General features: G+C 59.1%; 11 protein-coding genes and 2 pseudogenes. 9 read left to right on the top strand and 4 right to left on the bottom strand.

Annotation, left to right across the window (positions count from 1 at the left end; genetic code table 11):
* Positions 1 to 33: 33 nt before the first annotated feature.
* Positions 34 to 807 carry an SDR family NAD(P)-dependent oxidoreductase gene (locus tag AC0NIE_RS28405; RefSeq protein WP_473484806.1) on the bottom strand — a complete coding sequence of 258 codons (774 nt, stop codon included), beginning with the start codon at positions 805 to 807 and terminating at the stop codon, positions 34 to 36.
* Positions 808 to 1,020: 213 nt separating this feature from the next.
* Here AC0NIE_RS28405 and AC0NIE_RS28400 point away from each other — a divergent pair, with 213 nt between their 5' ends.
* The 4 genes and pseudogenes from AC0NIE_RS28400 (at position 1,021) to AC0NIE_RS28385 (ending at position 4,329) form a co-directional block, all read left to right on the top strand.
* A complete protein-coding gene (locus tag AC0NIE_RS28400) occupies positions 1,021 to 1,269 on the top strand; it encodes a plasmid stabilization protein (RefSeq protein WP_473485135.1) in 249 nt (82 codons plus the stop codon).
* Positions 1,266 to 1,680: pseudogene (locus tag AC0NIE_RS28395) on the top strand (PIN domain-containing protein). Before AC0NIE_RS28400 ends, AC0NIE_RS28395 begins: the two are co-directional and overlap by 4 nt.
* A 973-nt stretch (positions 1,681 to 2,653) precedes the next feature.
* Positions 2,654 to 3,280 (top strand): transglutaminase-like cysteine peptidase, encoded by a 627-nt coding sequence (locus tag AC0NIE_RS28390; RefSeq protein ID WP_473526377.1) that lies wholly within the window; start codon positions 2,654 to 2,656, stop codon positions 3,278 to 3,280.
* 224 nt (positions 3,281 to 3,504) lie between these two features.
* The gene (locus AC0NIE_RS28385) at positions 3,505 to 4,329 is read left to right on the top strand and encodes a TylF/MycF/NovP-related O-methyltransferase (RefSeq protein ID WP_473484808.1); all 825 of its coding nucleotides are present in this window, start codon (positions 3,505 to 3,507) and stop codon (positions 4,327 to 4,329) included.
* A gap of 100 nt (positions 4,330 to 4,429) precedes the next feature.
* Here AC0NIE_RS28385 and AC0NIE_RS28380 read toward each other — a convergent pair whose 3' ends face one another.
* From AC0NIE_RS28380 to AC0NIE_RS28370, 3 genes and pseudogenes are all read right to left on the bottom strand, one after another.
* Positions 4,430 to 4,651 (bottom strand): GSCFA domain-containing protein, encoded by a 222-nt coding sequence (locus tag AC0NIE_RS28380; protein ID WP_473485137.1) that lies wholly within the window; start codon positions 4,649 to 4,651, stop codon positions 4,430 to 4,432.
* A gap of 86 nt (positions 4,652 to 4,737) precedes the next feature.
* A pseudogene (locus AC0NIE_RS28375) lies at positions 4,738 to 4,926 on the bottom strand (GSCFA domain-containing protein); the annotation flags it as partial.
* 141 nt (positions 4,927 to 5,067) lie between these two features.
* A complete protein-coding gene (locus AC0NIE_RS28370; RefSeq protein ID WP_473484810.1) occupies positions 5,068 to 5,517 on the bottom strand; it encodes a hypothetical protein in 450 nt (149 codons plus the stop codon).
* Positions 5,518 to 5,664: 147 nt separating this feature from the next.
* Here AC0NIE_RS28370 and AC0NIE_RS28365 point away from each other — a divergent pair, with 147 nt between their 5' ends.
* The 5 genes from AC0NIE_RS28365 (at position 5,665) to AC0NIE_RS28345 (ending at position 12,238) form a co-directional block, all read left to right on the top strand.
* Positions 5,665 to 7,470 carry an ABC transporter ATP-binding protein gene (locus AC0NIE_RS28365; RefSeq protein WP_473484812.1) on the top strand — a complete coding sequence of 602 codons (1,806 nt, stop codon included), beginning with the start codon at positions 5,665 to 5,667 and terminating at the stop codon, positions 7,468 to 7,470.
* Between the two features lie 6 nt (positions 7,471 to 7,476).
* Positions 7,477 to 8,655 (top strand): glycosyltransferase family 9 protein, encoded by a 1,179-nt coding sequence (locus AC0NIE_RS28360; protein ID WP_473484814.1) that lies wholly within the window; start codon positions 7,477 to 7,479, stop codon positions 8,653 to 8,655.
* Positions 8,656 to 8,663: 8 nt separating this feature from the next.
* Entirely contained in the window at positions 8,664 to 9,851 is a 1,188-nt protein-coding gene (locus tag AC0NIE_RS28355) for a glycosyltransferase family 9 protein (protein WP_473484816.1), read from the top strand.
* Positions 9,841 to 11,013 (top strand): glycosyltransferase family 9 protein, encoded by a 1,173-nt coding sequence (locus AC0NIE_RS28350; RefSeq protein ID WP_473484818.1) that lies wholly within the window; start codon positions 9,841 to 9,843, stop codon positions 11,011 to 11,013. Before AC0NIE_RS28355 ends, AC0NIE_RS28350 begins: the two co-directional genes overlap by 11 nt.
* 190 nt (positions 11,014 to 11,203) lie before the next feature.
* On the top strand, positions 11,204 to 12,238 hold the full coding sequence (locus AC0NIE_RS28345) for a hypothetical protein (RefSeq protein WP_473484820.1): 1,035 nt from the start codon (positions 11,204 to 11,206) through the stop codon (positions 12,236 to 12,238).
* The last annotated feature ends 8 nt before the right edge of the window (positions 12,239 to 12,246 follow it).

Below are 12,246 nucleotides of genomic sequence, written 5' to 3'. Positions count from 1 at the left end.
TACACGGTTCTTGTTGCACCACACCTCAGTCGCTCAGATTGATGCGAGATAACCGCCGTCGACTGGGAGGCAATGCCCGGTGACATAGGCGGATGCCCCGCTCGCCAGGAACACGACGGCTCCGGCCAGATCCTGCATCGTGCCGAAGCGCCGCTGCGGGATCTTGGCCAGCATCGCCGTCTGCCAGTCGGGATCCTGATAAAAAGCATCCGTCATCGCCGTATGGAAATACCCCGGAGCGATGGCGTTGACGCGGATGCCGAGCGATGCCCATTCCGCGGCGAGCGCGCGCGTCATGCCCAGGAGCCCAGACTTGGATGAACCGTAAGGCACCGCGGTCGGAATGCCGACATAGGAGGTCAGCGAGCAAAGATTGATGATCGCGCCACCGCTGTTGCCGGCAGCCATCCGCCGCGCCGCGGCCTGCGCACAGAAGAAGGCGCCCTTCAGATTGGTCGATACGATGCGGTCCCACACTGCTTCGTCGACGTCGAGCGAGGGCTGGACTTGCTCATAGCCGGCGTTGTTGACCAGGATGTCGAGCCCGCCAAAGGCATCCGCCACCTCATCGACCACCACGCGGATACGATCGGTGTCGAGCACGTCGAGAGACCGGCAAAGCGACCTTCGCCCGTTAGCGCTAATTCGCTCCGCCGTTTCACGAAGGGATGTTTCGTCGCGGGCGGTCACCGCGACGTCCGCACCAGCCGCGGAGAGCGCCTCCGCCATGGCCTGGCCGATGCCGCGGCTGGCGCCGGTCACCAGCGCTTTTTTTCCCGTCAGGTCGAACAAGGGAGCGGCGTCCATCCTGTCACGGCTCCTGTATTTTTCGAAAATTGCATGCGGGAAACGAACACCAGTTGCGGCCGGTTGTCTATACATCCTGCGCTATTGCCGGGGTCGCTTCATGCGCGATCTTCGCTGGCCGACGATCACGGAGCTGTTGGATGGCAAGCCATCATCTGCCATCTTGCTGGCAGTGCGGATGGCTTATATCCACGGCAAAAAGGAGTTTCCATTATAGCCGAACCTCAGCTTTCCGTACGCAGCGCCAAGGCGCGCGATCTTGCCCATCGGCTTGCTCGACGCGAGAACCGCTCGATCGCCGACGTGGTTGAGCGCGCACTGGAACCCTGTGAGGTGCGGCAAGCAGGTCGTGAGCCGGCATTGACGTTCTACACTCGTATTGCTAGCGCTTATGGTGCCGAAATCGACCTTGAAGCAGTGATCCGGGGTAATCGGCAGGTTCATCCTGGACCTGAGCTTTGATCTTCCTTGATACCAACGTCATTTCCGAGACGCTGATGAAGTCGCCCGATCCTGCCGTGATCGCATGGTTGGTCCGCCATGACTCTGAACTTGCGCTTCCAGCCGTGACCATCGCCGAGATCGCCTTCGGCATCCAGAAAATTCGACCCGATCAGCGTGCCGAGCGTTTGGAGCAGGGACTGTCGGGATTGGCGTCGCCGGTTCGCCGATCGGATCTTCGGGCTGACTGAGGAAGCCGCGATGACCTATGGGGAAATCATGGATACTGCCGTGCGGCAGGGCCGCGGGATGTCGGCGCCCGACGGCATGATTGCTGCAATCTCAAGGGTGAATAGCGGCCGCTTGGCGACGCGGAATTTGGGTGTCTTCGGCACGACTGGTCTCAAGTCGTTCTCTCCGTGGGAGCTTTGACCCGTCGGATATGTCTCATTCAGGACTGGAGCATGGCGGCAGGATTTTCTTGCGCCCCTGTCCAACCACCCTCGTTGCATTGCGGGTGATTGGACAGTTTTGCATGGGAAGGCAAGTTCTCCGTATATTAACGGCCCGCCCATGGTGCACGACCCCTAAGAACCTTGCCGGGCTGTGGCTGTCCTTCGTTCGGGGCTACCACGGGTGGAGGCAAGGAAGCCGTGTGACTGGTGTCTAAGGTCATTCCGCTGTTGTCGACGCCAGTAACGAATCCGCGGGTCGGGTCGCGATCCGGGTTTTGATTGGCAGCGAGCGAGACTCCCGTCGACATGGCAAGGAGGGCGATAGCCGTTACAAGCTTGTTCATCGTATTTTCCTTTCTTCGAATGAGCAGACCGGCCAATCGGCGCCTTGCGCGCTATCGACTCCTGCTTGCGAAACCGCTGTCGGCCTTCTGTCTCGTCACCATGACGAGCCTTCCTGCTCACGATTGGAACTTACGCTACGCCTGTCGCAGAGGTTTGCCCGGGTGCCATCGAAATGTATCCGAATGTATGCGAAATCTACGCGAGAGCGCCGTAGCTCTTGGCCTTCGGTCGCTTCGACAAATTTGGCTACAACTTTTTCTCGGCCGTGTGCCCACGTTTGGGCAGCCAAACACGTGTCGGCGTCGTCATCTGGTCCCGTAAGCGGCGCTGCTGAAGAACCTCGGTGACGTACAGGCGCACAATCCCCCATGATTGGGCTCGTCGATAAGCGCAGGTGCGCCGATGCGGTCATGCGAGAACACGCGAGGGTCTTCCAGTGGCCATGGAAATTCCCTGGCGCTGACCGCGCGGCGTCCAGCATTCAGTCGTTGGTGATGGTTCGCGACCGTAGCTGTAAATTGTGTGTCGGATGCGTTGATGTGCCCGTGAAAAGATGGTAACGCGATATTAAATTTTGTTTCGGGTCGTTACCTTGGGCGGGGCGAATGGGATTGGTTATACCGCGGGCATGGCTGTGTGCCGGCCTACTGTTGGGCTTGATGATGTCCGCGACGCCGATGGAGAAAGCTTCGGCCGATGCGGTGTCTGGTGCCATGGCCACCGGGCAGCGGAGTTCCATCCCGGTCGGCCACGTTGAATTCTGCCGAAGGCATGCCTCAGAATGCAGGATACGAACGGGCAGGGTCCCTCCAGTCCTTTTGAGCAGAGGCATGGAAAACAAGCTCGCGTCCGTCACCAAACTCGTGAACAGATCGATCAAGCCCGTGAGCGATTTTGCCGTTCACGGCACAATGGAATTTTGGTCCTATCCTGACAGCGCGATCGGCGACTGCGAGGACTACGTCCTGCTTAAGCGCCGGATGCTCAATTTGGAGGGCATATCGCTCTCGAACCTCCTGATCACCGTCGTCAAAAAGGAGGACGGCGAGGGGCACGCAGTGCTGACGGTCAAGACCGACAAAGGCGACTATGTGCTCGACAACCTCAACGACGAGGTAAAGCTTTGGTCGAAAACTGGATATAGATTTCTAAAAAGGCAATCGTCAACAGATACCGGGCGCTGGGTCGCGATACTTGAATACCGCGACGTCCTGGTCGGTGCGGTCGACTGAACCTCTCGCCGCCGCAAGCGCGATGACGAGCCTCTGCTTTTCGACGCGCACCTGCCGCAGGGCGTTGATCCGGCTGCATGCAAACATGTGATAATGAGACGCCGGTGCCATCAACTGCGCGCGCGGCGCGAGCCTGGCAGTGAGTTAACTCCGACAGCCCGGCAGGGATCGACTATTTCCTGATTAGGCCCAGGCACGTGACCTGTGATCTTGAGTCGCACCCCATGCGAGTTCCAACCTCGACGTTGCCTTATTACGGGCACCGGAAAGTGCTTTCTTGCGGCGCTCGAGAAGCCCATGTCCTTCAGCCGGAACTCGACTTCATTCCGCGTCTGATGCCGGCAGAGCTTTCGATTCCGCCCGTTTTTATGAACATACCGAAAATGCTGGTACCGATGAAATTGAGAGACGCGGCGCTTGCTGTTATTTCGAAAAAACGCAGAGGCGTGGCTTGGTATAAGGTCTCTCAGAAGAAGGCCGACAAATACGGCTTCTATGTTTATTCCAGTCATATGGTCTGGAAGGACCAGCCGTTTTTCCGAAAGGCGCTGCAGCGGGTCAAAAACATCCGCGGGATTCCTGATCCCCGGGCTTTCGTCCTGCAAAGCTGCTTGCGATCGATCGAGCGTATCGATGGCGATGTGGCCGAATGCGGCGTAAGGCAAGGCCGGTCGACGATATTCATGCTGATGAGCGATCTTCGGCCACGGCACTACCACCTTTTCGACTCGTTCGCTGGCCTCTCCGAACCAACCGCAGAGGATCGCAAGCTAAACGGCCGAACGCCATGGAAGTCCGGCAATCTCAGCACCGACGAGAAGGTAGCCAGAGAGAATGTTTCCGACTTCAGCAACACCACTTTTCATGTGGGATGGATACCAGACACTTTTTCCATCGTATCCGACCGGCGTTTCGCCCTGGTCCATATTGACGTCGATCTATACGAGCCGACACGTGACGCGCTTGCCTTCTTCTACGATCGGGTGTGCGCGAATGGCATGATCATTTGTGACGACTACGGCTCTGCGCTCTGTCCTGGAGCCCGATAGGCCTTTGATCAATTCTTCGAAAGCCGCCCTGAAGGCATCATCGAACTCCCAACGGGGCAGGCGATTGTCGTAAAGGCAAGCTAGCGCTGAATGGCTGCGGCTACGGCGACGACGGAGCAAAGTATGCATTGAAGAACTGTTCAACGATCTCGTCGACGACCGATATCTTTACGTGCCGTAAGTCCTCTCTATAGCTACGAGCAAGGCCTCCATAGGTGACAAACTCGAACGAGGGAAGGTAATGGACATTGTCCCGTTCCCGGCAGACTTGACCAAGCACAGCCCGAAGAACGGATTTGCCTTCAGTGCTCGCGGTGACGATATCCGCGTCCTGAACGTCCGAGCCAACGCAACCGGTGAGACTGTAAGAATTATCGGTGCATCGGGTTTGTGTTGACGGACCATGTCCACGGTGGCCATCACGTTGGCGTAGTTTTCCTGAAAGCTGCTGACGTGAAGCGTCGTTTTCTGCATCCCGCCTCCGCCACGATAGAGCGGTTTCTGTGCTGCTATTTTGCCACTGGCCTTGTTGATGAAGACCTCAGTCATTCCGAAAGTGAATATGAATGCCGTGGCTGCATCGAAGCCAACCCGCATCTCTCGGTTCATGCTCTCGATCACCTCTCTGAGAACTTGCGGAGATTTGGCGAAGATGCCGCGGCGGTACGGGTCCTGAAAGCAGATTGGGCCCCAAGGAGCACGTTTCTTGACCTGCCACCATTCGTCATGGGCCTGATCCTACAACCCGAGCATTTGCTCGATCTGAAGCCGAACCGTGAAGGTGTTGTAGAAGTTCATATGCTCCTGCCGAGGCAGCTCATCTACAATGGCCTGTGCCGGGTCGAAGCTGATATTTTTATAAGACGGAACGCATGCGATCTGCCTGCTTGTCAATGCACGTCGAATTTCCTGCGCGAAGCAACTCCCCATCGTGAAGAATATGTCGTCAGAAGTGAATATTGAGGTTTTGCGGATTGTAATGGCGCCCGAACTGACAAAGTCGTCATACTTCGTGGTTGATTTGTTCGATGCCATCAAACGGATAGGTTTAATGTATCCAAGTTGGTGGCGGAGCCGAAGGTACTTTCGTCGAACTCGCTCTGGTAATGTCACAACAGCTCCATGATCTTCATAGCCGGCCGCCGACAGCAATGCCCGACATTTAGTCCGCTTCGTCGCCAGCCGCAATCAGGAGGATTCAAGATTGACTATAACTTCGAACGAAGTCAGACGTCAGGTACCAGTTTGGCGCATGTGTGACAGCGTCGAGAGAATTTCATGGATCGGCAGGAGCGAGGGTCGTCACAAAAACGATACATCGCATCGGGAAACGGAATGAGTGCAAAGAAACGAATTTCAGCGGCCCTGACGTATCCGCCGGTCAAGCGCCTGATCGTCGAAAACCTGCCACCGCATAAGACGCTGTATGTGACAGGTTTGCTGTGTTCGATCGCCGCTGCGGCGGCGACCGGCGCAACGGCTTGGATCATGAGTGTCATGGTCAATACCATTTATGTGGATCGGAACGCTGCCGCCGCATGGGGTATCAGCCTTGTGATTATCGGCATTTTCCTGATCAAAGGGATCGCTGACTACTGCCAGACTATTACGACGGGGAAGATTCGCCGGGCTATCGTTTCGGACCTTCAAAATCGGCAGTTTTCCCGAATGGTGCGTTTCGACATCGGCCGGTTCGCCAACCAGCATCCGGCGAAATTCGTCTCCAAGATCATGTTCAACGCGCGCGCCGGGGCCGCCGTTATTCTCACCCTCACGAGCAGCTCTGTCTCCGATGTGCTCAAGCTGATTGCCCTGGCAAGCGTCATGGTCAAGCAGGATCCGGTGATGTCGCTGATATCCGTGACGGTTCTACCGCTGCTGTTCCTATCGGTGGGCGCCATAACCAGGAAGCTCAAGGCGCTGGCAAGGGGTGAGACGGAGTTGGCTGCACTGGTCCAGTCGATCGGCACGGAAGCCGTCGAAGGCATCCGCACGATCAAGTCCTTCCAACTCGAAGACAAGGCAGCCGCCAGCTTCGCCAAGGCCGTCGGCAAGATGGAAAGGCGCGGCATCCAGATCAACCGGACATCGGCGTTGATGAGTCCATTGATGGAGACCGGCGGCGGTTTCATCATCGGCCTTTTCGTTATGTATGCCAGTTGGCAGACCCTCGGCAACGGCAAGACGCCGGGCGAATTCATGGGCTTCATAACCGCCTTTATGCTTGCCTATGAGCCCGTCAAGCGGCTCGCTCGGGTCAATGTCGACATCCAGAAGCAAATGGTGGCCGTCGAGCAGATGTATGATTTGATCGATACCCCCGAACAGCGACAACTCGCAACCGCGGGCGAGCATCTCACCGATGTCGAGGGCAGCATCCGTTTTGAAGATGTCGGCTTCACCTATGGCGGCAACAGCCCGGCGCTGCACGGTGTTTCCTTCGAGGTGCGACCTCGTGAGAAGCTGGCGATCGTCGGCCGCTCCGGCGCCGGCAAGACAACCATCGTCAATCTGATCCTGCGCCTGATGGAGCCGGACAGGGGCAGGATTCTTCTCGACGGAAAGGATATTTCGAAGATCAGCCTGGCCGACGTTCGCGACAATATCGCACTGGTGTCACAGGACGTCTTCCTGTTCGAAGGCTCGATCCGTGACAACATTCGTGACGGACGCCCGAACGCCAGCGATCGGGAGATCGAGTCCGCGGCGGACCTCGCCCGGGTCACCAGCTTTGCCTCTAACCTGGAAAACGGGCTCGACACGCTCGTCGGGCCGAGCGGTACCAATCTGTCGGGCGGGCAGAAACAACGCGTTGCCATCGCGCGCGCCCTGCTCAAAAATGCTCCGGTGATTGTCTACGATGAAGCAACATCCGCGCTCGACGGCGAAAACGAACGGGCGGTCATGGAGGCTGCGTTCGACGATGCATTTCAGCGCACGGTGATCTGCATTGCGCACAGGCTTTCAACCATCAAGGCGGCCGATCGTATTCTGGTATTTGACGCTGGCATGCTCGCGGAGTCCGGAACTCACGACGAGCTTGCCGAGCGCAGCGAAATCTATCGCTCGATCTTCCATCTGGAAGCGTCCGCTCCGATCGTCGAAGGCGGCAAAACGCTGCGGCAGAGCGTATCGCGCTGAAGGCCGATGACCAGTTTTTACCACGGTTCCTATATCCGGTACGTGATTGGGGGATTGGGCCTGCAGTTGCGCCGATACACAAAGGCCGTGCGCAGGCTGTTTACCGGCTCCAAACCTCGTTCCGTTCTCGAGCAGCAGGCCAAGGTCGACGCGCTGATCGCGCGCCGGGACTGGACAGGGCTTGAAGCAAGGACCAATGAAATGGCCATCATGGCCGATCGTGCCCGTGACCCGGAGCTGATGCAGAAGGCAGGCCAGGCGTTCGAACGGCTGGGCAAGTTCGCGCGGGCGGCCGAGCTTCGGCTTTCCGCTCACCGGCAACGAAAAGGGAAAGGTGCCAATGAGTGGACCGGAGAAGACCTCGGTGCGGATACACTGCTGATCGATCTTGTAGAGGATGATCCTCGCAGTCTTGGCCGGGTTATCCGCCATGCGCGACTGGCCGGCGCCGCCGCTGCATGTGCGCAAAGCGCGACAATTCGGGTCGAGCCGCGCCTCGTATCGCTTGTGCAGCGGACGTTCCCGAATGCGACCGTGGTTCCAGCGCAGCAGAATGTCGTTGGCGACAAATTTGCGACCTTCGAAAATCTCGCCTGGGTTTTCGGCCGCGATGCCGAAAGACTTGCCGCCGATTTCGTGCCGCTGCGGGCAGATCCTGAACTCGTCCAGACATTCCGCAAGCGCTATCGCTCGATGACGGATCTGCCATTGGTGGGTCTGTCCTGGGGCAGCAAATCACACACCAAGGACGTGCCTGATTTCCCCGAATGGGCACGGTTCATCGCCCGGACACACGCGACGTTCGTTTCCCTCCAGTACGGACAGATCAAGCCGGCGCTGCGGCGCCTGCGCAACGGCAATGACGCGCGCCTTATCTATGACGACAGTGTCGACCAGATGCTTGATATGGACCGTTTCGCCGCGCAGATCGCCGCGCTCGATGCCGTCGTAACGATCAGCAATACGGCGGCCCATCTGTCCGGAGCACTCGGCGTGCCGACCATTTTCCTGATCGACGACAATTTCCAGACAGCGTGGCCAGTGATTGGCGATCGAACGCCCTGGTATCCGAAGGGGCTCGTCATTCGCAAGGAAGGACGCCCGTGGCCGGTGGTGCTCGACGACGTCGGCCGGCGGCTCTCGTCAATCCTGACGGTGCGTTCGACGCCGTCTAGCGATAGTTGAGGGTCGCTGTGCCGAGCAGACGATCCATCCTTGAAAAGGCAAAAGCCGCCGACCTGCGCCCGCAAGGTGTTGACGGCAAGCGGCTGCAGAAGGTTCTCGATCGGGCGAAGAAGTTTTTCAGGCGTCCCTCGCGCCATACTGACGAAAGCGTCGAACGGCATATGAGCCAGATGGCGCAGAGTGTCGAGCGGCGTGACTGGCAGGCGGCCCGGGAACATGCGCTGGCACTCGGCCTGCTCGGTGAGCAGCTTGGCGATCCCGGGCTTGTCAAAAAAGCCGGGCGTGGACTGAGACGTCTTGGCGCTGGGAATCGTGCCTGGCAGTTGATCGCGTCGAGCAAGCAAGTGCCCGGCCGGCCCGAATGGGATGGCAGTGATCTTGCGGGTCGCAGGCTTGCCGTCGAGCGGCGCGAAGGCGATCTTGCAATCTTCTTCCAGTTCGCGTCGCTGCTTGGGCCGGTGGTCGCAGCTGCCGACCGATGCACCGTCTTCGTCGAGCCGCGACTCGCGCCACTTTATAGCAGAACATATCCTGGGCTCGATGTCAGGCTAGAAGGAGAAGGGGAGGTGGCGGCGACGGACGCCGACGTCTTCGCCTGCTTCGAGACACTGGCGAAGCACTTCTGGCCGGATGAGCCGACAGCACGCGCGCCCTTCCTCCCGTTGGAGCCGGACCGCCGACTGGTCGCCGAGCTACGCAGCACCTATCTCGCTCGTGGCCCGGGTCCTCTGATCGGCTTCGCCTGGGGAAGCCTGAACAAGGCCAAGGACCTGCCGGCTCTGGACGATTGGCGGGCGCTGCTCGGCGATCTGCCGGGACGCATCATCAGTATGCAGTATGGCGATGTCGGGCCAGCGCTCGCCGAATTCGAACGCTGGGCGCCGGGACGCATCATCCATGACGCTTCCGTCGACCAGTTGTCGGATATGGACCGCTTTGCCGCGCAAATCGCGGCGCTCGATGCGGTGGTGACGATCAGCAACACCGGCGCCAATCTGGCGGGAGCGCTTGGCGTTCCGACTGTCATCATGCTCGACGATGGGTTTCGGCTGTCGTGGCCTGCCTTCGGCGAGACCGTAGCCACATATCCAAGCGTTCGACTGGTTCGAAAGGGCGGCCAGGCATGGGCGTCCGCAATGCAGGAAGCAGGTGGACGGGTTACGCAAATCATCGGTGGAGCTGGTGATGGCCGGTAGCCAACTCCTTCGCCGGTTCCGCCGCGGTGTCGCGCTTGCAGGCTATAAGTACAAGGTCTGGTTCCGTCGCCACCGGCGGCAGCTTTTCCTGCGCTGGCGTGATGGCGACATTGCCGATCAGATGGCGGATTATCGGCGAAGCATCGAGGCGCGCGATTGGTCGGCCGCACTGCCGAAAGCCCTGGCTCTGGGGTCGATTGCGAAGTCGCGGGGCGAGGTTCGCCTGCTCGACGAGCTTAGCAAGGCGCTGATGCGTATGGGCGCCTACGGCCCGGCGGCCGAGCTCAAGATCGCCCGGCGCCACATCGTTGAGGGCGGCGTCAACGGCGAATGGCTCGGCCAGGATATCTCGAACCAGGTCCTGCTCGTCGATCTGATGGAGACCGAAAAGCAGGGTCTGGCCACCGCGATCCATCACGCGAGTTCCGTCGGCCGCGCGCTCGCCCGGGCCGCTCGTTTGATCGTCCTGGTCGAGCACCGGTTGGTTCCGCTCTTTCAGCGGACATTTCCCGCTGCCGATGTGCGAGCTGTCGGTCCAGGGAACAAGGCCGCCTATGGCGAGGCCCAGGCCTTTGCGGGCGTTCAGCATCTGACGGCCATGTTCGAGACAGATGAGACCACGATCCGGGAGCATTTCGTTCCCCTGAAGCCGGATCCGGCGCGGGTCGCTGAACTTCGCGCCCGCTATCGGAAGGATGGCCGGCCGCTGGTCGGCGTCGCATGGGGCAGCTCCAATCCTGGCAAGGACCTGCCGCCACTTACGGCATGGCGCGGGCTTATCAGCCGTCCGGACCTCCGGTTCGTTTCGCTGCAATATGGCCAGGTCGCGTCCGACCTGAAGATCCTGACCGATGGCGAGCCCGCGCGTATTCTCCATGACGGATCAATCGACCAACTTGTCGATATGGATCTTTTCGCGGCGCAGGTTGCCGCGATGGACGCTGTGGTAACCATCAGCAATACCGGGGCGCATCTGGCCGGCGCGCTCGGCATCCCGTCGGTCTTCATTCTTGGCGATGGGTTCAAACGTTCCTGGCCGGTCGAGGGCGATCGCACACCCTACTATCCTTCCGCAGTGCTGGTCTCGAAACGGGAAAGGCCCTGGGCCGCGGTGATGGAAGACGCACAAAACCACATGGGCTCACTCATCAGCGCTGGTTGAATCCATCACGCAAGCCATCGCAAGTGTGCCAGGCAGGTCACAACCGGCGAAGTAGTCAAGCGTCTTTCTTGACGGCGAGAGCATTGTAAACTACCCGGCGGGCGGCCGTTCTGAATTTCACGGATAGAGGCGATGCATATCTTTGGGTAGGTCGAGAACCAAGGCGGCTTCTCCTGTCAGCGAAGGCTTTGTGCAGCGGCTCCTCGCGGCGTACCGGCTTGTGCATCCAGGAAATCTGTTCAAGCGCGGGCGTATCTACGCTCGCGGCAGGGCAGCGACGAGGACTGTCTACTTCGTCCCACACAACCGCAACAATGTTCGGCTGCTGGCTGACGCGGCAGAAATTCTGGGTGACCGCGGCATCCGCTGCGTGTTCGCGCATCTCGATGGATTGAAACGCGGCGGCGTAGCGCAACCTGAACTCAACGCCCGGGGAATATCGCATATCGGCTTTGCCGAGCTCGAGCGGATGATCAGACCCGGCGACATTCTGGTGACTGGAAATGACTATGCGCCGCAATTCTTTAGGCGATTCATCGACTCCATCAACTTCGGCATGGTCCGTGTGGTCGGCCTGATCGGAGGTGCGCGACTGCTGCAGCCGCATCGATTTGTGAGAGCCGACTACATCCTGTCGATGGGACCAGCGGCGCTGCAGCAAAGACGACAGCCGACATACGTTGTCGGCTCCCCGGTCATTGAGCGTGCCGTCGGAAGCGCAGGCGCCAGGCACGATGAAGGGCTTTTTGTGCTGGTCAACTTCAAGGGGGATATCGAAGAGCCCGCAGATCGCCAAGCGATTGAAGCCGTGACAGCCGCATGCGCGAAACTCGGCCTTGCCTATGTCGTTAGCGTCCACCCCACGATGTTCGCAAAAGTCGATATGCCGAACAAATCGACCCTGGATTTCGCACAGTTGCTCCCGGACGCTCTGGCGCTCGTAACGCGCCCAAGCACCACTGTTTACGAAGCAATCGCCTGCGGCATTCCGGTGGTGCTGTTTCCGCTGGTTTCGCCCATGGTCGAGTTCGACAGGCCTATGGGCGCTTTCAAACCAACATTGTCGGAGCATGACCTTGTCGAGGATATCCGCGCTGCGGTCAGGTCAAGGCCGATTTATTTTGAGCAAAGCCGGGACTTCCTCAATGCCAATCTGTCGATTGATCCAAAGGTGCCGGCTTCGCAACGGATCGCCAATGCCTTAATCGATATTTACAATCGCTGATCTGCTCG

The sequence above is a fragment of the Mesorhizobium sp. WSM4842 genome (assembly GCF_055901575.1).
This window is presented reverse-complemented; position numbering and strand designations above follow the sequence as displayed.